Here is a 23,084-nt window from a genome sequence, read left to right as displayed (position 1 = left end):
TAGGTCGCGTCGCGAGCCTAATGTCACTTAAAACCAAACGGGTACTGGCAGGATTATGCGTCTGGGAAATCACTCATGAAGCGTTCAGCGTCTTCAACCATTGAACTGGTACCAACGAAGAACGGTGCACGTTGGTGCAGTTTTTCAGGTGCGATGTCCAGAATACGGCGGAAACCATCGGTCGCTTTACCACCTGCTTGCTCGGCTAAGAACGCCATAGGATTGCATTCATACAGCAAACGCAGCTTGCCACTTGGATGGCTTGCAGTGCTTGGGTAGATATAAATGCCGCCTTTGAGCAGGTTGCGGTGGAAGTCGGCAACCAAAGATCCAATATAGCGAGAGGTGTAAGGACGCTGTGTGGCTTCGTCTTGTTCTTGGCAATATTTGATGTATTTCTTCACACCGAGAGGGAATTTAATGTAGTTCCCTTCGTTGATAGAGTACATATTGCCTTTTTCAGGGAAGCGTACGCGTTCATGCGACAGGCAGAAAACACCGAGCGATGGATCGTAGGTAAAGGCGTGAACCCCGTTACCAGTGGTGTACACCAGCATCGTTGAAGAACCATAAACCACGTATCCTGCGGCAACCTGACGATTTCCCGGTTGCAGGAAATCCTCTTCAGTCACCGGCTGTCCGATTGGCGTAATACGACGATAGATTGAGAAAATCGTACCTACCGAAACGTTTACGTCGATGTTAGAAGAGCCATCCAATGGATCCATCAAAACCACATACTTACCATTGTTGGCACGGTCGCCTTCAAAGATGACAATGTCGTCTTCTTCTTCTGATGCGATACCAGCGACCTCGCCGCGCGCTTTTAAAGCGGCCTTGAGTTTTTCGTTGGCATAGAGATCCAGCTTCATCTGAACCTCACCCTGCACGTTTTCCGCACCACTTGCACCGAGAATATCCACTAAGCCCGCTTTGTTGATATCGCGGTGAATAATCTTGGCACCCAGTTTAATTGCGGAGAGGAGAGCGGTTAGTTCGCCAGTAGCGTGTGGAAAATCTTGCTGCTTTTCGACGATAAACTCGCCTAAAGTTTTCATGACACATTCCCTGATTCTGCGAAGGAGTAGCGATTTATTTACAAACCGCCAACGTTTTCGCAGCTATTCTAGCCAATGTATAAAGTGATTCCTAGGTAATTCCATTTCGCGTCAGCCGTTCTCAGCGTTAGAATGTGAACTGACTCGATGTAATCAACTGGAAACGATATGCGCATTCATATTCTTGGAATCTGCGGCACATTTATGGGCGGCCTTGCTTTGCTGGCTCGGACGTTAGGACATGAAGTGACGGGTTCTGATGCCAATGTTTATCCGCCGATGAGCACGCTGCTAGAAAAAGAAGGGATCACCTTGATGGAAGGATACGATCCTTCACATTTGGATCCTGCACCTGACTTGGTGATCATTGGTAACGCGATGACGCGTGGTAACCCTTGTGTTGAAATGATTTTGGAGCAGGGAATTCCATACGTTTCTGGTCCACAGTGGCTGCATGATGAAGTATTACGTCATCGCTGGGTGATTGCGGTTGCGGGAACGCACGGTAAAACCACCACCGCTGGTATGGTCACATGGATTCTGGAAGAGTGCGGTTATGAGCCAGGCTTCGTGATTGGTGGTGTGCCAGGGAACTTTGATGTTTCAGCTCGGATGGGAAACAGCCCATTCTTCGTGATTGAAGCCGACGAGTATGACTGTGCCTTCTTCGATAAACGATCTAAGTTTGTGCATTACTGCCCGCGCACATTGATCCTTAATAATCTTGAGTTCGATCATGCCGATATCTTTGACGATCTGAAGGCCATCCAGAAACAGTTCCATCATCTGGTACGTCTGGTGCCAGGTAAAGGCCGCATTATTTCCCCCGCCAGCGACGCAAACCTGAAGCAGGTCATGGCCATGGGCTGCTGGAGTGAGCAAGAGCTGAGTGGAGAAGATGGAACGTGGAATGCACGTAAGCTGAATCCAGATGCTAGCCGTTTCGAAGTGCTGTTGGATGGCGACGTGGTGGGAGAAGTGAACTGGGGTTTAGTTGGCGAGCACAATATGCATAACGGCTTAATGGCGATTGCTGCAGCTCGTCATGTCGGTGTATTGCCTGCTGATGCCTGCCGTGCTTTGGATTCCTTCATCAATGCCCGTCGTCGTTTAGAGCTACGCGGCGAAGCCTTTGGTGTCAAAGTTTATGATGACTTTGCTCACCATCCGACGGCAATTTTGGCAACACTTTCTGCTCTGCGCAGCAAAGTGGGTGGAACCGCACGTATTTTAGCCGTGCTGGAACCTCGCTCTAATACCATGAAAATGGGCGTATCCAAAAACGATTTGGCTCCGGCACTGGGTCGAGCGGACGAGGTCTTTTTGTTCCAGCCTCACCACATTCCTTGGTTAGTGACCGAAGTGGCTGAAGCCTGCGTTCAGCCGGCTCATTGGAGTGCGGATATTGACGTATTGGTCGATATGATTGCGAAAACGGCTCAGCCTGGCGATTATATTTTGGTCATGAGTAACGGCGGCTTTGAGGGCATTCATAGCAAGCTGTTGAAGGCGCTAGAACACAAACAAGAGATTAGTGAGCAAGAATAAAATCATTCTATGCTTTCGCTGATGTAAAAAGCCGTGGCTCTGCCCACGGCTTTTTTGTCTTTGGTGAGGGCAAAAAAAAGCCTTCGCAAGCGAAGGCAATGGGGTTCGTCTGGTTAGACGAGGGTATTAGTCAACGAGCTCAAGTTAGACACAGGAAACGTTGACCTTATGATGAAACGGTTAGAGCGATTAATTAGCGATAGATCTCTGCGGTAGCGTGGTAGTTGCCATCGATACGAGCTTCAATAATGTGATAAGCAGTCGCTCCCTTTGCGTCGGCTTTATCAGAAAGCTGTGCTTTGATATCAGAAGGTGAACCATCAATACCGCTGGTGGTAATGGTACCTAATGACTGCATAGAGGAAGCTTGCTCTGCGCTGATGGACTGTGCAGCAAACGCACCAAAAGAAACCATTGAAAGAAGGCCTAAAGCAGCGACGGTAGTTTTAATTTTCATGATTATTTTCCTGTTCTAGTTCTGCCGCAGTACTTCGATCTTAGATTCAATGACGATTTTCTTTTTGGTCACTGCGGTTGTTAACGATTTTGACTGGCGAAGCTTTATGCCCCGTCTTGCAGGTGAAGCAGAATCTTATTTATAGATTTCAGCGGTTGCGTGGAATGAACCTTCATTACGCGCTTCAACGACACGATAGGCGGTTGCGCCTTGTGCATCAGCTTTGGCTGATAATGCTGCTCTGATATCGCTAGGTGCAGCGCTGACACCGCTAACACTGATAGTGCCGATAGGCTGCATGTTAGATGCTTGAGCGTTATCGACTAACTGAGCGGCGAATGCACCGAAAGAAAGAGATGAGAGAATAGCCAGAGCTGCGATAGAAGTTTTAATTTTCATGATGTATGCCTCAGAGATTATCTTATTTAGTTATTGAACTGTGATTCATGTCACGAAAAGAAGTGTACACCTAGTAACTAGAAAAATTAATAGCGAGCTAATGATTTTTTAGGTTTATTTGTTTGGTATTCATGTAATGAATATATTTAATTGGAATAAAAAACGGGTGAATTTTGTTCTTTTTGGGTTAAATACTAATAAGATCAATAAAATGACATCATGTTGCAAAACGTGCGGAACATGGAGTTTACCCCCTGTTGCAGGACCTATGTTGAGTGAAAAGACCATCATTAGCATTAGGTGCAGAGTATTGTGCCGTACACATACGCTAACCTAGCAGAAAGAGAGGGAAGCCGAGCCGGAGAAGTGGTGGGGGAAGTAAGGTGGGAAAATGAATAGGCCCGACAAGTAATCAGGCCTGAGAGTCGGCTTAAAGCTCTTGATCGAACAGTGACAAGATCGCGTCGTGCAGCTGTTCTACTGAAAAACCTTTGGCTGGCGTGGTGAAAATCGTGTCATCGCCTGCAATGGTTCCCAGAATGCCTTCTGATTTGCCTAATGAGTCTAATAAACGTGCAATCAACTGTGCTGCGCCTGGGCTGGTATGAATCACAACCACGGATTCATTGTAATCGACGTCTAGCACGAGATTTTTCAGAGGGCTGCTGGTCGTAGGGACGCCAAGCTCAGCAGGCAGACAATACACCATCTCCATCTTTGCATTTCGCGTGCGGACTGCACCAAATTTGGTCAGCATGCGAGATACTTTGGATTGGTTGATATTCTCAAAGCCTTCATCTTGCAGTGCCTGCACGATCTCACCCTGAGAGCTAAATTTCTCTTCCTTGAGTAGCGCCTTGAATGCCTTGATCAAGTCTTCTTGTTTTGTTGGAGTTCGCATTCTTCACCGTAGAAATAGAAATAGAGGACATTATTATGCGCAATAATGAATTTTTATGCAATTTAAGTGCAAAAAATATTAAGTCGGCCATTAAGAAATAAAACCGGCAAGGGCGGGATTTTATCATCTTGCTCATAAAATGAATATGTTAGTCGAATCTGTGACTAAGTCTTCATCATTGGTGAATGGTTTGTTATTAAAATGATGTTGTTGTGATGTAAAGGAAGGGTGTAATGTAACGGCCGGGTAATCAGCTGTGATAAGTGCGCAACGAATTCCTACTTTGTAACCCTATGCCTTTCATGCATAAGCCATTTTTTATTATAAACCTTGCAGTAGGACATGGAATTAGTGCGTCATATCCCAATCTTTGTGTTAACAGATTGTTTTTTAAGACATGATGGACTAAGGTGCGCGGTAATGCATTCACGGCACTCTTAAATTAAAGATAAATCAAGGAGTATAGAATGAAAGTTGCAGTTCTCGGCGCAGCCGGCGGTATTGGTCAGGCTCTAGCCCTTCTTCTTAAAACTCAGCTTCCTTCAGGTTCAGAACTCTCTCTTTATGACATTGCGCCGGTAACTCCGGGCGTTGCTGTCGATCTCAGCCACATCCCTACAGCAGTTAAAATCAAAGGTTTCAGCGGTGAAGATGCGCGTCCAGCATTGGAAGGCGCAGATATCGTGTTGATTTCTGCGGGTGTTGCACGTAAGCCGGGTATGGATCGTTCTGACCTGTTTAACGTAAACGCAGGTATCGTACGTAATCTGATTGAACAGGTAGCCAGCACTTGTCCGAAAGCCTGTATCGGTATTATCACTAACCCAGTTAACACGACAGTCGCAATTGCCGCAGAAGTGCTGAAAAAAGCGGGTGTGTATAATAAAGATAAGCTGTTCGGTATTTCCACATTGGACGTTATCCGCTCCAATACCTTTGTGGCCGAGCTGAAAGGTAAGAACCCAGCAGAAGTTGAAGTGCCTGTAATTGGCGGCCACTCTGGTGTGACAATTCTGCCTCTGTTGTCTCAGATCCCAGGTGTGACTTTCTCCGAACAGGAAGTTGCCGATCTGACCAAGCGTATCCAGAACGCAGGTACTGAAGTCGTTGAAGCTAAAGCCGGTGGCGGGTCTGCTACGCTGTCTATGGGTCAAGCTGCCGCACGTTTTGGTCTTTCACTGGTTCGTGCTATGCAAGGTGAAAGCAACGTTGTTGAATGTGCTTATGTTGAAGGTGACGGCAAATATGCTCGCTTCTTTGCACAGCCTCTGCTGCTGGGTAAAGAGGGGATCGTTGAACGTAAATCCATCGGATCTTTAAGCGCTTTTGAACAAAAAGCACTGGAAGGTATGCTGGAAGTTCTGCACAAAGATATCGAACTAGGCGAAAACTTCGTTAACAAGTGATTGTTGATAGAAAACGGGTGTTTATAGACACCCGCTAATTTAGCTTAAATCTAACCGCTGACTTTAATCGTCAGCGGTTTTGTTTTTATTCGATCTTCGTGCACGCATAAGTTGCTGTCTATCAATGGGCTGATGAGTGGCGACATCATAGTAGCGGCTTGGCCATATCTCAGAGGGATGAATACCTAGCGCCTGAGCAATAATAAATTCGCCTTTAGGCCAAGGACGCGTTAATGCATTAGAGAGCGTGGTGCTAGAAAGCCCTGAGGCTCTTGATAGTCCACTGAGCGTAATTTTCCGTTTGTGCAATGCAGCAATAATATCTGCGTGATGCCAATCTTCTTGGCATTGACTCTCTGCCATAATCCATTCCTTTGCGATGACACGTTTACAGGGTGAGAAAACTAAGTCTTGCATACATCGCTACTATCTAAAAACACTCTTTAAATTTCAATTAATTTCCAATTACTTCAATAATAAGAAAGTCATTACTCATGTCTTATTTATTGTTTTATATATTATTTTAAATAAAAAAAGAGCCTTTCGGCTCTTCGTTTTTTCTAAAAATAAGAATTAGAATTTTCGATCGACCGCCATGTTAGCCAGCCCGATAAGCGCATCTTTATAAGGCGATTCCGGCAAGACATCTAATGCTGAAATTGCTTTATCTGCTTCTTCTTCGGCTCGCTGGCGGGTATAAGTCAGAGAGCCTACTTCATGCATGGTTTCGAGAACGGGTTCAAGCAAATGACGTCCATTGCCTTCTTCAATAGCTTGGCGAATCATGGCTGAGCGCTCTGGAGAACCGTTCTGCATGGCGTGCAGCAGAGGTAACGTTGGTTTACCTTCGTTCAGGTCATCACCCGTATTTTTACCCAGAGTCTTTCCATCAGCATCATAATCCAGCAAATCATCGATCAGTTGGAAAGCGGTACCGAGATAACGCCCATAGTCTTGCAGAGCGATTTCCTGCTCGTGCGTGGCATCCGCTAAGATCGCTGATGATTGAGCCGCGGCTTCAAACAAACGGGCCGTTTTGCTGTAAATGACCCGCATGTAGTTTTCTTCAGTGATGTTCGGATCATTGACGTTCATCAACTGCAAAACTTCACCTTCAGCGATAACGTTGGTTGCTTCAGACATCAGTTCCAACACGCGCAATGACTGCAGGCTGGTCATCATCTGGAACGATCGTGTATAGATAAAATCACCGACCAATACGCTCGCAGCGTTGCCGAAAGCCGCGTTAGCAGTGGCTTTTCCTCGGCGCATATCGGACTCATCAACCACGTCATCGTGCAGCAGGGTTGCGGTATGAATAAATTCAATCAACGCTGCGACGGTGATGTGTTTATCACCCGTATAATTTAATGCTCTCGCCGACAACACTGCGATCATCGGGCGAATCCGTTTACCTCCACCGCTGATAATGTAGTAGCCCAACTGATTGATTAAGCTCACTTCAGAGTTCAGTTGCTGAAGAATCGTTGCGTTCACATCCGCCATATCCTGCGCGGTTAACTCAGTAATTTTTTCTAGGTTCATTGTATTAATTCAACTGTGTTTCCATTTTCCGCCGGGCGAAAGCCCGCATGCAGGCTGTCACAAGCCACCAACTATAGTATGATTGTACTTGAAAAACGTATTAGATAAACGGCGCGAAGAGAACTGTGTTTTTTTTCTTCTTTTCTCCCGATTCTACCCTTGTCTTCTGAATGATTTTTGCGTAGAATTCGCGCCCTATTGTGAATATTTATAGCGCGTATTGGGCAACGAACCATGCGTGCGGAAATGCGGAGTTTATATGTACGCGGTTTTCCAAAGTGGTGGTAAACAACACCGAGTAAGCGAAGGTCAGACTATTCGCCTGGAAAAGCTGGACATCGCAACTGGTGAAACTGTTGAGTTTGACCAGATCCTGATGGTCGCTAATGGCGAAGACATCAAGATTGGCGTTCCATTTGTTTCTGGTGGCAAAGTTAAGGCTGAAATCGTTGCTCACGGTCGTGGCGAGAAAGTAACTATCGTTAAGTTCCGTCGTCGTAAGCATCATCGTAAGCAGCAGGGTCATCGTCAGTGGTTCACTGATGTTAAGATCACTGGCATCAGCGCTTAATTCTAGGAGAGCAGATTAATGGCACATAAAAAGGCTGGCGGCTCGACTCGTAACGGTCGCGATTCAGAAGCTAAACGTCTGGGCGTAAAACGCTTTGGCGGCGAAGCAGTATTGGCAGGTAGCATCATCGTTCGTCAACGTGGTACTAAATTCCACGCTGGCAACAACGTAGGTTGCGGCCGTGACCACACTCTGTTTGCTTTGGCTGACGGTAAAGTCAAGTTCGAAGTTAAAGGCCCGAAAAACCGTAAGTTCATCAGCATCGTTGCTGAATAAGTTTTTCGCGTCTAAATAGATGTAAGGCCCCGCAATAATCTTGCGGGGCTTTTTTACGTTTAGGGCCAAATAGGCCAAGGATGCTGAGTATGGAAAGCAATCAGAACGTCAGAGTGGGAATATGCCTTGCTCTCACAACGGCGATTTTCTGGGGTGCATTGCCTATTGCAATGAAGCAGGTTCTACAGGTGATGGAGCCTTACACCATTGTCTGGTATCGCTTTTTAATCGCATCAGTTGGATTGTTTTTCATTCTTTATTCTCGTAAGCAATTACCACCGATGCGCGTGTTTAAGCATCGACGTTGGTTGGTCCTGCTCATTATTGCGACCTTTGGCTTATTGGGTAACTTCGTTCTGTTCAGCAGTTCGTTGCAGTATTTAAGCCCTACGGCGTCACAGGTTATAGGGCAGCTATCTCCTGTTGGGATGATGTTTGCCAGTGTTTTGATTTTAAAAGAAAAAATGCGCATCACTCAGGTGATTGGCGCATGTATGCTGATTACTGGCCTGCTGTTGTTCTTTAACGTCAGCTTGAAAGAAATCTTTACTCAACTGACGGCATACACCCTGGGTGTGATCTTAGGGGTGGGAGCCGCAACGGTTTGGGTAAGCTATGGTGTCGCTCAGAAAGTGCTGTTACGGCGATTAGCATCACAACAGATCCTGTGGCTGTTGTACACTTTATGTGCGATATGTTTATTTCCGTTGGCGAAGCCCGCGGTGATTTTTCAGCTGGATGGCTGGCAGTTAGCCTGCTTGATATTTTGTGGGGCCAATACGTTAATTGGTTATGGCGCGCTGGCTGAAGCTATGGCGCGCTGGCAGGCAGCTCAGGTCAGTGCGGTGGTGACGTTAACCCCGCTGTTTACCCTGATGTTCTCTGACTTGTTAGCTTTGGTATGGCCAGATCTGTTCCTTTCCCCATCGCTTAATACGGTGGGCTATATCGGAGCATTTGTGGTGGTAGCCGGAGCGATGTTTTCCGCGGTGGGTCACCGTTGGTGGCCGCGTCGGGCCGAACAAAACTAGCTTACAGCTTACACAGCTAGGTTGCTCAGCTTAAGCAGCCCGGTAAATGATTTACGGAGACAGTAAATGAAATTTGTAGATGAAGCAGCGATTCACATCGAAGCCGGTGATGGCGGCAATGGCTGCGTCAGCTTCCGTCGTGAAAAATATATTCCGCGTGGCGGCCCAGACGGCGGCGATGGCGGTGATGGCGGTGATGTTTATTTGCTTGCCGATGAAAACTTAAACACTCTGATTGACTACCGCTTTGAGAAGTCTTTCCGTGCTGAACGCGGTCAGAATGGTCAAAGCCGTGACTGTACCGGTAAACGCGGTAATGACATCACGATTAAAGTGCCAGTGGGAACACGTGTTGTCGATCTAGACACCGGTGAAGTGCTGGGTGATATGACTCGCCATGCTCAAAAGCTGATGGTGGGTAAAGGCGGTTGGCATGGACTGGGCAATACCCGATTCAAGTCATCAGTAAACCGTGCTCCGCGTCAAAAGACGATGGGAACCAAAGGTGACAAGCGCGATCTGAAGCTTGAGCTGTTGCTGCTGGCTGACGTGGGTATGCTGGGGCTACCGAATGCGGGTAAATCTACCTTCATCCGCGCTGTATCTGCGGCAAAACCGAAAGTTGCTGATTATCCATTTACCACGCTGGTTCCAAGCCTTGGCGTTGTGCGTATGGATCATGAGAAGAGCTTTGTGGTTGCAGACATCCCAGGCTTGATTGAAGGCGCATCAGAAGGTGCTGGTCTAGGCATTCGTTTCCTTAAGCATTTGGAACGCTGCCGTGTACTGCTTCATCTCATCGATTTGGCGCCAATTGACGAAAGCGATCCTATTGAGAACGCGAAAGTCATTATCAATGAGCTTGGACAGTACAGCGAAAAACTCTCTCAGAAGCCACGCTGGTTAGTGTTCAACAAGATCGACATCCTTGATCCTGAAGAAGCTAAGCAACGCGCACAGGCGATTGCAGATGCACTGGGCTGGGAAGATAAACACTATCTGATTTCTGCGGCTAACCGTGAAGGTGTGAACGCTTTGTGCTGGGATGTCATGCACTTCCTAGATACGCAGCCACGCGATGCCGAAGTGGAAGAAGAGAAAGAAAAAGCGAAGAAAGCTGAGTTTATGTGGGATGACTATCATCGTGAACAGTTGGAACAGGCAGAAGCCGAAGCCGACGAAGACTGGGATGATGATTGGGATGAAGATGACGACGAAGGTGTCGAAATTATTTATCAGAAGTAATCCTGCATTATTTCAACGATATTGTTTGAAAAACATACGTTGAAGAATAGCAAAAGGCTGCCGATGGCAGCCTTTTTTAATGCTTTTGGCTAAGAGTGTTATTTAGCTAAAACTAAAACTTGGCTAAAACATTGTGTGGTAGCCAACAGCTGGCGATAAGCCCTGAACCGGCGGTATCGACGTTTTTCAGCGTAAGTTTACCCTGATGGAGCTGAATAATTCTGATGATGATATTGAGTCCTAAGCCACTACCGCCATATCGCTGATCCATACGGCGGAACGCCTGAGTTAGTTCGCCCGCTTTGGATTCATCGATACCAGGGCCTTGATCGATCACTCGTAATTCAACGCCTTTTTCATTACATAAGGCGACGATGCGAATTGTCGAATTTTCTGGGCTATAGCGGTGAGCATTTTCAACAAGGTTACGTAGCATCAAACGAATCAGTACCGCATCGCCGAGCACCTCAGCCCTAGCAGGCATATCTATTTCGAGCCTCTGGTGCCGTAACTTCAGCATTTCGACCAGTTCCACCTCAAGTGGTGGAATGACGTCTTTACTAATATCAATGGTTTGGTAGTGCCCGCTGGCAAAGTTTTGCCCTGCTCGAGACAGCATGAGCAATTGCTCAACGGTATGCATCAGTTGATCAATTCGTGTCACTAGCGCTCGGGCTTCGGCAACACCACTTTGCTCCAATAATTCTAGATGCAGCCGAATTCCCGCCAACGGCGTTCGTAGCTCGTGAGCCGCATCTGCGGTAAATAATCGCTCTTGTTGGATGGTGTGGCTAAGCCGACTGAAGAGCTGGTTCAGCGTGCCGGTAACGGCAGCAATTTCCAGCATATTGCTATCGAGTGTGATGGGTGTGAGATTGTCAGCAGAACGTTTATCCAGCCTCTGTTGCAGCTTATTAAGCGGGCGGATAATCCAACTGATGGCGATGGCGGACAAAATCAGCGTAAAAGACATCATGACGAGGGAAGGAACCAACAGCGATGCAATGGCTTCGCGGATCTCTTTTTCCACATGTGCATCGCGCGCTCTCGCGCTCAGGGTTTCATTCACTAGAAAACTGATTTGCTCGCGGCTTTCGTGCCAGAGCCAGAGTGCGCTTGCCAACTGGGTGATTAGCAAAATAAGCGCCAGCATGATTAGCAGACTACGCCGCATGCTGATCATAGCTGGCTTTCCAAACGGTAGCCTACGCTACGAACCGTTTTAATCCGTTCTTTGCCTAGCTTTCGTCGCAGGTTATGAATATGCACTTCGAGCGTATTTGAACTTAAATCATCCTGCCAAGAATAGAGATCTTGTTGCAATATCTCGCGGTTTACCGTCTGACCGGCCCGCATCATTAGACGGGAAAGCAATGCAAACTCTTTTGGTGTGAGTTCAATTTGGTTTCCGTCAAACAAAACCTGCTGGGTTGAAAGGTTGAGAATAATATTTTCAACCTGTAGCAGATTATCGCTATGTCCTTGAAAACGGCGGATCAATGCTCTGACGCGCGCTTGTAGCTCGACTAATGCAAAAGGTTTAACCAGATAGTCATCTGCGCCAGCATCAAGACCGTCAACGCGATCTTCTATAGCATCACGCGCGGTGAGTACTAACACCGGAACATCAACACCGCTGCGTCGCCATTGGCGTAGCAGTGAGGCGCCATCCAGATCGGGCAATCCTAAGTCTAGGATGATCAGACTATATTGCCCAACCTGCTGCAAGCTTTTGGCCTGCGCTGCCGTAGATGCGCAATCACAGGCGTAGCTTTCGTTGCCAAGGGCTTTTGCAAGCCCTTGCTGGATCAGTTCATCATCTTCAACAATCAGTATTTTCATATACTTTATTCTATACGCTCAGTATGGCCTGTTGAGTTAGATAGACTAATTATTTTGGTATATGTCTCTATAAAGCCTGCTTTCAAAACGAACCAACGGCGCACGACGGATTTTTTGATCCTGCGGAGGAACCGCATATCCAGAAAGATATTGCACAAACGCCATTCGCTGCCCGCTAGCCGTAGTGATAAAACCAGCTAAATTATATACCCCTTGTAGGGAACCGGTTTTTGCCGAGACTTTACCGTCTACGCCTGCCTCATGCAGACCGCCACGATACTGTAAGGTGCCATCGTGGCCTGCTAACGGCAGCATTGAGATGATATTCAACTGCTGATCGTTTTGCGCAATGTATTGTAAAACCTGCATCATAGTTGCGGGCGAAATCAGGTTGTGACGGGATAAGCCTGAGCCATCAACCAGAATGGTATTACCAAGATTAATACCTGCTTTCTGACGCAAAATTTGGCGTACAGAATCCGCGCCAGCGCGCCATGTGCCTGGAACACCTAAGCGCTCATGGCCGATTGTGCGGAATACCGTATCGGCAATCATGTTGTCAGATTTTTTCAGCATGGTGTGCAACAGGCTGCTCAAGGGTGCTGACTGGGTCTGAGCGAGAATGGTGGCTGCGGCATTTGGCGTGGTCTGGCGGCGTAGGTTACCGTCGATTTGAATCTCGGCCTGACGCAGTTCGTCTTTGACAATAGCACCTGCATAACTCGCCCCGTCCTGAATCGCAAAGGCGAGCGGAAGAGGCTCAGAACGCTGAGTTAGGCAACCCGTGACGGTAAAGCGATTTAGCTCGCCGGGTACCACGTCCAGTTCACAATATTGAGCATCGGGTGAACCTTTGGCCAGCGTGCGTACTTCGCTGAACATGTGTACTGGATAGTAGGATGCGACACGAATAAACGCGTTATCACCGGCTTTAGGCGCGCTATACAGTGATATAGAGAAACAGTTGCGATCGACAATCGCTGCGGCCGGAGGGGCACTGAAACACTGAGTCATGTCATTCCACGGCCAGCCTGGCGCTTTGTCGTGGCTAGCAAATACGGATGTGTCGATGAGGATGTCACCCGTAATTTCATTAATGCCCTGCTTTTTCAGCGCGGTAACCATGTTACGAATATGCTGACGTCGCAGTGTAGGATCGCCGCCGAAGCGCACAATCAAATCACCTTTGAGTTTGCCATCACTGATTGAACCACGTGTTTCCATTGTGGTAGAAAAGCGGTAGTCAGGGCCGAGCTGAAGCAATGCAGCCAGTGCTGTGATGACTTTTTGCGTACTGGCAGGCAGCGCCATTTGCTGCCCATGAAAGTCAATGGCAGGTGTTGGCGAGCCTATTTTTTGAACCAAAAGGGCTAAGTTGGCGCCATCTGGCAAATATTGCGTGTAATCTTGGACGGGTGCAGCTTGAGTACTAAAAGCTAAGGCACAAGCCAATCCACTGATAATTCGTGAAAATTGCATAATCCCGGGATAACTGCAGAGTAACGTGACTGTCATACTACGGTGCATCTAGGGTTAAAGTAAACGATGATACTTACTGAACTCTACGTTAAAATACCCGTCAAAATGCAAAACCGATCTTAACTTGGGTTTTTTAGCCCGAGTTAGTATTTTTTTATTCAACGCCAAGGGCGAGGGACGCATTTTGCGAACCTGTGATCCGATCGCTTCCTGTCATCATAAGATGACGTCAGGATGAGGGCGACTTAAGCAGAATAGATTTCAAGGTGACTAATATTATGAATCAGATTCCGATGACGTTGCGTGGCGCAGAAAAACTGCGCGAAGAGTTGGAGTACTTAAAGGGTACTCGCCGTCCGCAAATTATTGCTGACATTGCCGATGCACGTGAGCACGGTGACCTGAAAGAGAATGCTGAATATCACGCCGCTCGTGAACAGCAAGGTTTCTGTGAAGGTCGTATTCAGGAAATCGAAGCGAAACTTTCTAATGCAAACGTGATTGACGTTACCAAGATCCCAAATACTGGCCGCGTAATTTTTGGTTGCACCGTTAGCGTTGAAAACCTCGATACTGAAGATAAACAAACTTATTCTATCGTTGGTGATGATGAGGCCGATTTTAAACAAAATCGCATCTCAGTAAATTCGCCAATTGCGCGTGGACTGATTGGTAAAGAACAGGGCGATATCGTCGTGATTAAGACGCCAGGCGGCGAAGTTGAATTCGAAATTCTGAAAGTCGAATACATCTGATTTTTATGAAAATTGCTGAGAATTTGCACAACCGGCAATGACTTTTGTAAAGATAAGAAAAAGGCCGCATCGCGGCCTTTCTATTAGGGTGAGAAAGCATCTCAGTTTGTGCTATATCTTTTCTTTATACGAAAAGGTATTAACGCGGTAAACTGATCTTGCGTTCTTGGCTTGGACGGTAAATGACTAATACGTTACCGATTAGCTGTACTTGACACGCACCAGTTTCTCGGACGATGGCGTCAGCAATCAAGGTCTTGGTATCGCGCTCTTCAGCGGCAATTTTCACCTTGATGAGTTCATGATGCGCTAGCGCCTGTTCAATTTCAGCGAGAACACCTTCGGTCAAACCGTTGTTGCCTAATTGCACAACAGGTTTGAGCGGATGGGCCAAGCTTTTTAGGTGCTGTTTTTGCTTGTTATTCAGATTCATCGTCTTTTTTGCTTAGGTTGGGATTGAAAACGGTACATTCTACCGCCATCTCCAGTGTATCACCAAATCGGTCTTACATTGTCATGGACACTCCGAAGCAGCTAGGTGGATGAAACTGTTGTTTAGAGAGTTAATATCAGATGGGTAAAAAACGTTCCGCCAGCTCAAACCGCTGGATGCACGAACACTTTAGTGACAAATATGTAATTCAGGCACAGAAAAAGGGACTTCGTTCTCGTGCTTGGTTTAAACTTGATGAAATACAAAGCACTGACAAGCTATTTAAACCGGGAATGACCGTCGTTGATCTCGGCGCTGCGCCAGGAGGGTGGTCACAGTATGTGGTCACGCAAATCGGAAACAGCGGGCGGGTGATTGCTTGCGATATTCTGCCTATGGATCCTATCGTTGGTGTCGATTTCCTTCAGGGCGATTTTCGTGATGAATTAGTTCTCAAAGCGCTGACCGATCGCGTGGGCGAGGACAAAGTGCAGGTTGTGATGTCAGATATGGCTCCCAACATGAGTGGTACGCCATCGGTAGATATCCCGCGTTCAATGTATCTGGTTGAATTAGCACTGGAAATGGCGAAGGATGTCTTAGCTCCTGGCGGCAGTTTTTTAGTGAAAGTGTTTCAGGGAGAGGGCTTTGACGAGTATCTTACGCAGATTCGCTCCCTGTTTACGAAGGTTAAGATTCGTAAGCCTGATGCGTCCCGAGCACGTTCGCGGGAAGTATACATCGTAGCGACAGGGCGGAAACTATAGTACCCTGATGCTTATTGTTAACACAGTTGTAATATGAGGTTAATCCCTTGAGTGACATGGCGAAAAACCTAATCCTCTGGCTGGTCATCGCAGTAGTGCTGATGTCCGTATTCCAGAGCTTTGGGCCCAGCGAATCGAATAGCCGTAGGGTGGATTACTCTACGTTCCTAACTGAGGTTAATCAGGATCAGGTGCGTGAGGTCCGTATCAATGGACGTGAAATTAACGTTACCAAGAAAGACAGTGGTAAATACACAACCTATATTCCGGTTAACGATCCTAAACTGCTGGATTCTTTGTTAACTAAGAATGTGAAAGTTGTTGGTGAGCCACCAGAAGAACCAAGCTTCTTGGCGACTATTTTTATCTCTTGGTTCCCAATGTTGTTGTTGATTGGGGTCTGGATCTTCTTTATGCGTCAGATGCAGGGCGGCGGTGGCAAAGGTGCCATGTCGTTCGGTAAGAGCAAGGCTCGTATGCTGACCGAAGATCAGATTAAAACCACTTTTGCCGACGTTGCTGGCTGTGACGAAGCAAAAGAAGAAGTTGCAGAATTAGTTGAATATCTGCGTGATCCAAGCCGTTTCCAGAAACTGGGCGGTAAGATCCCGAAAGGCATCCTGATGGTGGGGCCTCCAGGTACAGGTAAAACCTTGCTGGCTAAAGCCATTGCCGGTGAAGCTAAAGTTCCATTCTTTACCATTTCAGGTTCTGACTTCGTTGAAATGTTCGTCGGTGTGGGTGCATCCCGTGTCCGTGACATGTTTGAGCAGGCGAAGAAAGCCGCTCCATGTATCATCTTCATCGATGAAATTGACGCCGTAGGCCGTCAGCGTGGCGCAGGGTTAGGCGGCGGTCATGACGAACGTGAGCAGACTCTGAACCAGATGTTGGTTGAAATGGATGGCTTCGAAGGTAACGAAGGTATCATCGTTATCGCCGCGACTAACCGTCCTGACGTGCTGGACCCTGCGTTACTGCGTCCGGGCCGTTTTGACCGTCAGGTTGTGGTTGGGTTGCCAGATGTCCGTGGCCGTGAACAGATTCTGAAGGTTCATATGCGTCGTGTGCCATTGGCAACTGACATTGATGCTTCCGTTATTGCTCGTGGTACACCTGGTTTCTCCGGTGCGGATCTGGCTAACTTGGTCAACGAAGCCGCTCTGTTTGCCGCTCGTACCAATAAACGTGTGGTATCTATGGTCGAGTTTGAAAAGGCCAAAGATAAGATCATGATGGGCGCAGAGCGTCGTTCAATGGTCATGACCGAAGAGCAGAAAGAATCTACTGCGTATCATGAAGCAGGCCATGCGATTATCGGTCGACTGGTTCCTGAGCATGACCCAGTACACAAAGTCACGATTATCCCACGTGGTCGTGCGTTGGGTGTGACCTTCTTCCTGCCACAGGGCGACGCAATTAGTTATAGCCGCCAGAAACTGGAAAGTATGATTTCCGTTGCTTACGGTGGTCGTTTGGCTGAAGAGCTGATTTACGGCGTTGAAAATGTTTCTACGGGGGCATCACAGGACATCAAACAGGCAACGACCATTGCCCGTAACATGGTGACCCAATGGGGCTTCTCAGAGAAACTGGGTCCATTGCTGTATGCGGAAGAAGAAGGTGAAGTGTTCTTGGGTCGTTCAGTATCTAAGACTAAACACATGTCTGATGAAACCGCCCGCATCATCGATCAGGAAGTGAAAGCATTAATTGAACGTAACTACGCACGTACTCGCCAGTTACTGGAAGAAAATATGGATATCATGCATGCAATGAAAGATGCATTGATGAAATATGAAACGATTGATGCTCCACAGGTTGATGACTTGATGGCTCGCCGTGAAGTTCGTCCACCGGCTGGTTGGGAAGAAGATCAAAATAACCGTTCAGGCAACGGCGGTGCTCCTCAGGCGCCAGTGAATAAGCCAGCAGAAGAGCAGTTGAATACGCCTTCTTCTGACGACAACATTACGACTGGCAACACCGGCGAAAAATAATTGCCGCGTACCGAGTACATAGTGTGCTGCTAGACAAACCCCGACTTGCTCGGGGTTTTTTTTTGCGTTCAAATACCGCATCAAAATAAAAAATAACATATGGAGACGGCATGCAGCTGAAGGCGCAAGGGTTAACTCTGGATTTGACCTATCCTCAGGTAATGGGAATTCTCAACGTCACACCGGACTCTTTTTCCGACGGCGGTAAACACAATGGACGCGATGCCGCTCTGCGTCATGCTGAGGCCATGATCAGCGCCGGTGCAACGATTATTGACGTCGGCGGCGAGTCTACTCGGCCGGGGGCAGCGGAAGTGAGTACCGAAGAAGAGCTCGACCGCGTAGTGCCGACTGTTGAGCTGATTGCCCGTTATTTTGACGTTTGGATCTCAGTAGATACTTCCAAGGCTGAAGTCATTACCGCAAGTGCAAATGCGGGGGCTACGCTAATTAATGATATCCGCTCACTCAGCGAGCCTGGCGCGCTAGAGGCGGCGGCTCAGTCGGGTCTACCTGTGTGCCTGATGCATATGCAGGGCGATCCAAAAACCATGCAGCATAAACCCGTTTATACCGATGTCGTGGCTGAAGTGGATAGCTATCTGGCCTCGCAGATTGAGCGATGCACGGCGGCTGGCATTGATAAAAGCCGCCTGTTGCTTGATCCTGGTTTTGGTTTTGGCAAGAATCTAGAGCATAATTACCAACTTCTGGCTCACCTTGCACATTTCCACCATTTTGGTTTACCGCTTCTCGTCGGCATGTCTCGTAAATCGATGGTTGGTCAGCTTCTGAAAGTCGGCCCGACACAGCGCGTAGCGGGAAGTCTGGCGTGTGCAGTGATTGCCGCAATGCAAGGGGCCCATATTATTCGGGTCCATGACGTTAAAGAGACGGTTGAGGCGATGCGTGTCGTCGAAGCTACACTTTCAGCTAAGGGATAAAAGATTTATGAGCGAGCGCAAATATTTTGGTACGGACGGGATTCGCGGAAAAGTGGGTGACTGCCCGATTACTCCTGATTTTGTGTTAAAGCTCGGCTGGGCTGCGGGTAAAGTTTTGGCTCGACACGGTTCGCGTAAAATTATTATTGGTAAAGATACGCGCATTTCCGGCTATATGCTGGAGTCTGCGCTAGAGGCTGGCCTCGCTGCTGCGGGTTTATCAGCGTCTTTTACCGGTCCAATGCCAACGCCTGCGGTGGCTTATTTAACTCGTACCTTCCGTGCCGAAGCCGGTATTGTTATCTCAGCGTCGCATAATCCCTATTATGATAATGGCATTAAATTCTTCTCCATTGATGGCACTAAACTGCCAGACGAGGTTGAAGAAGCGATTGAAGCTGAAATGGAAAAACCACTGACCTGCGTTGAATCTGCCGAGTTAGGTAAAGCTAACCGCATTGTTGATGCTGCGGGTCGTTATATCGAGTTCTGTAAGAGTACTTTCCCTACCGAGCTGAGCTTGAGTGGCCTGAAGATCGTTGTTGACTGTGCTAACGGTGCGACCTATCACATTGCGCCAAGCGTGCTGCGTGAACTGGGCGCAATGGTGATTGCCATTGGCTGTGAGCCGGATGGGATGAATATCAACAAAGAGTGTGGCGCCACAGATGTTCGCCAGCTTCAGGCTCGCGTATTGGCAGAAAAAGCGGATGTGGGCTTGGCCTTTGACGGCGATGGCGACCGTGTGATGATGGTTGACCATCTAGGTAACAAAGTTGACGGTGACCAGATTCTGTATCTGACCGCCCGCGAAAACCTGCGTCAGGGCAATCTGCGTGGTGGTGCTGTAGGTACGTTGATGAGCAACATGGGCTTGGAGCTGGCGCTTAAACAACTGGGAATCCCTTTTGCTCGTGCAAAAGTGGGCGACCGTTATGTGCTGGAAATGATGGCGGCTAAAGGCTGGCGTTTAGGTGCTGAAAACTCAGGCCATGTGATTATTCTTGATAAAACAACGACCGGTGACGGCATCGTTGCTGGCCTACAGGTGTTGGCCGCAATCGTACGCAACCATATGACATTGCACGATTTGTGCAGCGGTATGAAGCTACTGCCTCAGGTGCTGGTGAATGTCCGCTTCTCTGGTAATCACGATCCTCTGCAGACGGAAAGCGTTAAAGCGGTGACCGCGGAGGTTGAAGCGCAGCTCAACGGTCGTGGTCGCGTGCTCTTGCGTAAATCAGGCACCGAGCCGTTGATTCGCGTCATGGTTGAAGGTGAAGATGACGCTCAGGTCACAGAAATGGCAAATCGTATTGCCGACGCAGTAAAAGCGGCTGGATAAGCGCGGTACGATAAAATCGCGTTGGGTTATGCGATGAAAAACCAGTGAAACTTAATGTTTTGCTGGTTTTTTCTTCAATCGAACTACGCATTATAAATTGCTCTTGCACGGCTTGGCAGCATTGGGTAGTATTCACACCCGCTTCAGTAGACTTATTTTCGTCTGCTTTAATGGTTGAAGCTTTTGGCTGCGGAAACCCCGCAAGGAAAACAGGTACGACTATGTATGAAGCTCTTTTAGTAATTTTCCTGCTGGTGTCTATTGGCTTAGTTGCCATGGTTATGCTGCAGCAAGGTAAAGGTGCTGATATGGGCGCTTCATTCGGCGCTGGCGCATCTGCAACTTTGTTTGGTTCCAATGGCTCTGGTAACTTCATGACCCGTACGACAGCTGTCTTAGCGACACTGTTCTTTGTACTGAGTCTGGTTTTGGGTAACCTGAGCGGTCAGCAAGGCAAGAAAGGCAGTGAGTGGGAAAATCTGGGTGCGCCAGTGAAAACTGAGCAGCCTGCTGCACCAGCAGCTCCGGCAGCCCCAAGTAGCGATATCCCACACTAATCGCACTCGCTTGAAGCCAGCAGTAACCAAGAAGTACAGAATTAAGCAGTAAAGTTTTTAAAATCGATATTTTAAGAACTGTTGTAAAAGGTGATAAGTTTTGAATACGGCTTATCACTTTCGAAATGCCGAGGTGGTGGAATTGGTAGACACGCTACCTTGAGGTGGTAGTGCCCAATAGGGCTTACGGGTTCAAGTCCCGTCCTCGGTACCAATCCTAGATAACTTGTTTTTTCAACGTTATTAGAGTAGTATTCGCCACGATTCGGACGCGGGGTGGAGCAGCCTGGTAGCTCGTCGGGCTCATAACCCGAAGGTCGTCGGTTCAAATCCGGCCCCCGCAACCACTTTCCTAAAGTATCTTTTTTCAAATATACTGTTTACGTTCAGCCAACGACTCAAACGGGTATTTTGAAAAAAATATTGTCAGAAAGCGGCACTGAATTCGTTCGGCAGTATATAGGGTCCAGTTGCATAAAGCCCCGATTTTTCGGGGTTTTTTGTTATCTGACAACAGAATCACTGGGCTATTTAGCCCTTTTTTTATGTCTTGGGGGTGGGCTTGTCCACATTAGAGCAAAAATTGACAGAGATGATTTCGGCGCCGGTTGAGGCATTAGGCTTCGAATTGGTAGGTATTGAGTTCATCCGCAGTCACCATTCAACGCTACGCATCTATATTGATAGTGACGAAGGGATCAATGTTGATGATTGTGCTGATGTCAGCCACCAGGTTAGTGCCGTTCTTGACGTCGAAGATCCAATTACGGTTGCATATAACCTGGAAGTTTCATCTCCTGGCCTTGATCGTCCAATGTTTACCGCCGATCACTACGTCCGTTTTATGGGCGAAGAGGTTTCACTGGTATTGCGTATGGCGGTGCAGAATCGTCGCAAATGGCAGGGTATTATTAAGGCTGTCGAAGGCGAGATGATCACGGTTACTGTAGATGGAAAAGACGAAGTGTTCGCGCTGAGCAACATCCAGAAAGCGAACCTGGTACCCCACTTTTAAAGTTTGGATGAGGCCACTAGGATGAACAAAGAAATTCTGGCTGTTGTTGAGGCAGTTTCCAACGAAAAATCGCTTCCTCGCGAAAAAATTTTTGAAGCACTGGAAACTGCACTGGCGACTGCCACCAAGAAGAAATACGAACAAGAAATCGACGTTCGTGTTTGCATCGATCGCAAAACTGGCGATTTCGATACTTTCCGTCGCTGGGTTATCGTTGATGAAGTTACTCAACCAACCCGCGAAATTACTCTTGATGCCGCTCAGTTTGAAGATCCTGCTCTGCAACTAGGTGAATACGTTGAAGATCAGATTGAGTCTGTCACCTTTGACCGTATTACGACTCAGACTGCAAAACAGGTTATCGTACAGAAAGTACGCGAAGCCGAACGCGCTATGGTGGTTGATGCATTCCGTCAGCACCAAGGCGAGATCGTCACTGGCGTCGTTAAGAAAGTGAGTCGCGACAACATCTCATTGGATCTGGGCAGCAATGCCGAAGCCGTTATCGGTCGTGAAGACATGCTTCCGCGTGAAAACTTCCGTCCAGGCGACCGCATCCGCGGTGTGCTGTATGACGTGCGTCCAGAGGCTCGTGGTGCTCAGCTGTTTGTGAGCCGTTCACGCCCAGAAATGCTGGTTGAGTTGTTCCGCATTGAAGTGCCGGAAATCGGCGAAGAAGTCATCGAGATTAAAGCCGCAGCCCGCGATCCGGGTTCACGTGCGAAAATTGCGGTGAAAACCAACGATAAACGTATTGACCCGGTAGGGGCGTGTGTGGGTATGCGCGGTGCGCGTGTTCAGGCCGTTTCTAGCGAACTGGGTGGCGAACGTATCGACATCGTATTGTGGGATGATAATCCAGCACAGTTCGTTATCAATGCTATGGCGCCAGCCGACGTGGCTTCCATTGTTGTGGATGAAGACAAACACACTATGGACATCGCGGTTGAAGCAAGCAATCTGGCTCAGGCAATTGGGCGTAATGGTCAAAACGTTCGTCTGGCGGCTCAACTGAGCGGCTGGGAACTGAACGTCATGACCGTTGATGATCTTCAGGCTAAACATCAGGCTGAAGCTCACGCAGCTATCGATACATTCACCAAATATCTCGATATTGATGAAGACTTCGCAACCTTACTGGTTGAAGAAGGCTTCTCTACTCTGGAAGAACTGGCCTACGTTCCTGAACAGGAACTGTTAGCCATTGACGGTCTGGATGAAGATACGGTAGACGCTTTGCGCGAGCGCGCAAAAAATGCGTTAACCACTCTGGCGTTAGCTCAGGAAGAAAGCCTGGGCGATCAGAAACCGGCTGAAGATCTGCTGGCTCTGGAAGGTCTGGACCGTGGTATCGCCTTTAAAATGGCCGCTCGTGGGGTTTGTACGCTGGAAGATCTTGCCGAGCAGGGCATCGACGATCTGGCGGATATTGAAGGCCTGAATAGTGAGAAGGCTGGCGAGCTGATTATGGCCGCGCGCAATATCTGCTGGTTTGGCGATAGTGAATAAT

24 protein-coding genes and 2 tRNA genes are annotated in these 23,084 nt (G+C 47.9%); 16 read left to right on the top strand and 10 right to left on the bottom strand.

Annotated features, from left to right (window positions below):
• Nucleotides 1-53: 53 nt before the first annotated feature.
• Complete coding sequence (fbp, locus tag HMPREF3091_RS06860; RefSeq protein ID WP_004093680.1) at nt 54-1,058, bottom strand: class 1 fructose-bisphosphatase; 1,005 nt, start codon at nt 1,056-1,058, stop codon at nt 54-56.
• Between the two features lie 168 nt (nt 1,059-1,226).
• Here fbp and mpl point away from each other — a divergent pair, with 168 nt between their 5' ends.
• Nucleotides 1,227-2,606, top strand: coding sequence for a UDP-N-acetylmuramate:L-alanyl-gamma-D-glutamyl-meso-diaminopimelate ligase (mpl, locus tag HMPREF3091_RS06855; RefSeq protein WP_004093681.1), 1,380 nt, complete (start codon nt 1,227-1,229; stop codon nt 2,604-2,606).
• A 193-nt stretch (nt 2,607-2,799) separates the two neighbouring features.
• Here the strand turns inward: mpl and yhcN (HMPREF3091_RS06850) are convergent, their stop codons facing one another.
• From yhcN (HMPREF3091_RS06850) to argR, 3 genes are all read right to left on the bottom strand, one after another.
• Nucleotides 2,800-3,063: a peroxide/acid stress response protein YhcN gene (gene yhcN, locus HMPREF3091_RS06850; RefSeq protein ID WP_004093682.1), complete on the bottom strand. Its 264-nt coding sequence runs from the start codon at nt 3,061-3,063 to the stop codon at nt 2,800-2,802.
• A 135-nt stretch (nt 3,064-3,198) separates the two neighbouring features.
• On the bottom strand, nt 3,199-3,462 hold the full coding sequence (yhcN, locus tag HMPREF3091_RS06845; protein ID WP_004093683.1) for a peroxide/acid stress response protein YhcN: 264 nt from the start codon (nt 3,460-3,462) through the stop codon (nt 3,199-3,201).
• 430 nt (nt 3,463-3,892) lie between these two features.
• Nucleotides 3,893-4,363 carry a transcriptional regulator ArgR gene (gene argR / locus HMPREF3091_RS06840; RefSeq protein WP_004093684.1) on the bottom strand — a complete coding sequence of 157 codons (471 nt, stop codon included), beginning with the start codon at nt 4,361-4,363 and terminating at the stop codon, nt 3,893-3,895.
• A 467-nt stretch (nt 4,364-4,830) separates the two neighbouring features.
• Here argR and mdh point away from each other — a divergent pair, with 467 nt between their 5' ends.
• Nucleotides 4,831-5,769, top strand: a complete 939-nt coding sequence (gene mdh, locus HMPREF3091_RS06835; protein ID WP_008814868.1) for a malate dehydrogenase — start codon at nt 4,831-4,833, stop codon at nt 5,767-5,769.
• 63 nt (nt 5,770-5,832) lie between these two features.
• Here mdh and HMPREF3091_RS06830 read toward each other — a convergent pair whose 3' ends face one another.
• Both HMPREF3091_RS06830 and ispB read right to left on the bottom strand, forming a co-directional pair.
• Nucleotides 5,833-6,132: a helix-turn-helix domain-containing protein gene (locus HMPREF3091_RS06830; protein ID WP_070714947.1), complete on the bottom strand. Its 300-nt coding sequence runs from the start codon at nt 6,130-6,132 to the stop codon at nt 5,833-5,835.
• Nucleotides 6,133-6,342: 210 nt separating this feature from the next.
• Nucleotides 6,343-7,314, bottom strand: a complete 972-nt coding sequence (gene ispB / locus HMPREF3091_RS06825; protein WP_070714945.1) for an octaprenyl diphosphate synthase — start codon at nt 7,312-7,314, stop codon at nt 6,343-6,345.
• A gap of 259 nt (nt 7,315-7,573) precedes the next feature.
• Here ispB and rplU point away from each other — a divergent pair, with 259 nt between their 5' ends.
• From rplU to cgtA, 4 genes are all read left to right on the top strand, one after another.
• Nucleotides 7,574-7,885, top strand: coding sequence for a 50S ribosomal protein L21 (gene rplU, locus HMPREF3091_RS06820; protein WP_004093692.1), 312 nt, complete (start codon nt 7,574-7,576; stop codon nt 7,883-7,885).
• Nucleotides 7,886-7,903: 18 nt separating this feature from the next.
• Nucleotides 7,904-8,161 (top strand): 50S ribosomal protein L27, encoded by a 258-nt coding sequence (rpmA, locus tag HMPREF3091_RS06815; protein ID WP_004093693.1) that lies wholly within the window; start codon nt 7,904-7,906, stop codon nt 8,159-8,161.
• An 89-nt stretch (nt 8,162-8,250) separates the two neighbouring features.
• Entirely contained in the window at nt 8,251-9,192 is a 942-nt protein-coding gene (locus HMPREF3091_RS06810) for a DMT family transporter (RefSeq protein WP_008814871.1), read from the top strand.
• 66 nt (nt 9,193-9,258) lie between these two features.
• Complete coding sequence (gene cgtA / locus HMPREF3091_RS06805; protein ID WP_004093695.1) at nt 9,259-10,437, top strand: Obg family GTPase CgtA; 1,179 nt, start codon at nt 9,259-9,261, stop codon at nt 10,435-10,437.
• Nucleotides 10,438-10,549: 112 nt separating this feature from the next.
• Here cgtA and pmrB read toward each other — a convergent pair whose 3' ends face one another.
• The 3 genes from pmrB to dacB are packed head-to-tail and all read right to left on the bottom strand — an operon-like array spanning nt 10,550 to nt 13,758.
• The gene (pmrB, locus tag HMPREF3091_RS06800; protein ID WP_070714943.1) at nt 10,550-11,620 is read right to left on the bottom strand and encodes a two-component system sensor histidine kinase PmrB; all 1,071 of its coding nucleotides are present in this window, start codon (nt 11,618-11,620) and stop codon (nt 10,550-10,552) included.
• Complete coding sequence (pmrA, locus tag HMPREF3091_RS06795) at nt 11,617-12,279, bottom strand: two-component system response regulator PmrA (protein WP_004093699.1); 663 nt, start codon at nt 12,277-12,279, stop codon at nt 11,617-11,619. The genes pmrB and pmrA overlap by 4 nt, the downstream gene beginning before the upstream one ends.
• Nucleotides 12,280-12,324: 45 nt before the next feature.
• Nucleotides 12,325-13,758, bottom strand: coding sequence for a serine-type D-Ala-D-Ala carboxypeptidase (gene dacB / locus HMPREF3091_RS06790; protein ID WP_070714941.1), 1,434 nt, complete (start codon nt 13,756-13,758; stop codon nt 12,325-12,327).
• Between the two features lie 278 nt (nt 13,759-14,036).
• On the opposite strand from dacB, the gene greA reads away from it, so the two are divergent.
• A complete protein-coding gene (gene greA / locus HMPREF3091_RS06785) occupies nt 14,037-14,513 on the top strand; it encodes a transcription elongation factor GreA (protein WP_004093704.1) in 477 nt (158 codons plus the stop codon).
• A 139-nt stretch (nt 14,514-14,652) separates the two neighbouring features.
• On the opposite strand, the gene yhbY is transcribed toward greA, so the two are convergent.
• Complete coding sequence (yhbY, locus tag HMPREF3091_RS06780; protein ID WP_004093705.1) at nt 14,653-14,946, bottom strand: ribosome assembly RNA-binding protein YhbY; 294 nt, start codon at nt 14,944-14,946, stop codon at nt 14,653-14,655.
• 140 nt (nt 14,947-15,086) lie between these two features.
• Here yhbY and rlmE point away from each other — a divergent pair, with 140 nt between their 5' ends.
• The 9 genes from rlmE (at nt 15,087) to nusA (ending at nt 23,083) form a co-directional block, all read left to right on the top strand.
• The gene (gene rlmE, locus HMPREF3091_RS06775; RefSeq protein WP_008814875.1) at nt 15,087-15,713 is read left to right on the top strand and encodes a 23S rRNA (uridine(2552)-2'-O)-methyltransferase RlmE; all 627 of its coding nucleotides are present in this window, start codon (nt 15,087-15,089) and stop codon (nt 15,711-15,713) included.
• Between the two features lie 56 nt (nt 15,714-15,769).
• Nucleotides 15,770-17,713 (top strand): ATP-dependent zinc metalloprotease FtsH, encoded by a 1,944-nt coding sequence (gene ftsH, locus HMPREF3091_RS06770; RefSeq protein ID WP_004093707.1) that lies wholly within the window; start codon nt 15,770-15,772, stop codon nt 17,711-17,713.
• Between the two features lie 110 nt (nt 17,714-17,823).
• A complete protein-coding gene (gene folP, locus HMPREF3091_RS06765; RefSeq protein ID WP_004093708.1) occupies nt 17,824-18,657 on the top strand; it encodes a dihydropteroate synthase in 834 nt (277 codons plus the stop codon).
• 7 nt (nt 18,658-18,664) lie between these two features.
• Nucleotides 18,665-20,002 (top strand): phosphoglucosamine mutase, encoded by a 1,338-nt coding sequence (gene glmM, locus HMPREF3091_RS06760; protein ID WP_070714939.1) that lies wholly within the window; start codon nt 18,665-18,667, stop codon nt 20,000-20,002.
• A gap of 221 nt (nt 20,003-20,223) precedes the next feature.
• Complete coding sequence (gene secG / locus HMPREF3091_RS06755; protein WP_035503574.1) at nt 20,224-20,559, top strand: preprotein translocase subunit SecG; 336 nt, start codon at nt 20,224-20,226, stop codon at nt 20,557-20,559.
• A 127-nt stretch (nt 20,560-20,686) separates the two neighbouring features.
• A tRNA-Leu gene (locus tag HMPREF3091_RS06750) sits at nt 20,687-20,773 on the top strand.
• Between the two features lie 56 nt (nt 20,774-20,829).
• Nucleotides 20,830-20,906 (top strand) — tRNA-Met (locus HMPREF3091_RS06745).
• A 215-nt stretch (nt 20,907-21,121) separates the two neighbouring features.
• Complete coding sequence (gene rimP / locus HMPREF3091_RS06740; RefSeq protein WP_071603080.1) at nt 21,122-21,574, top strand: ribosome maturation factor RimP; 453 nt, start codon at nt 21,122-21,124, stop codon at nt 21,572-21,574.
• A 21-nt stretch (nt 21,575-21,595) separates the two neighbouring features.
• Nucleotides 21,596-23,083 carry a transcription termination factor NusA gene (gene nusA / locus HMPREF3091_RS06735; protein ID WP_004093713.1) on the top strand — a complete coding sequence of 496 codons (1,488 nt, stop codon included), beginning with the start codon at nt 21,596-21,598 and terminating at the stop codon, nt 23,081-23,083.
• The last annotated feature ends 1 nt before the right edge of the window (nt 23,084 follow it).

It is taken from the genome of Hafnia sp. HMSC23F03, assembly GCF_001816025.1.
In the GTDB taxonomy this organism is placed as follows: domain Bacteria; phylum Pseudomonadota; class Gammaproteobacteria; order Enterobacterales; family Enterobacteriaceae; genus Hafnia; species Hafnia paralvei.
The sequence above is the reverse complement of the archived record's forward strand: the minus strand, read 5'-3'. Positions and strand labels throughout refer to the sequence as shown.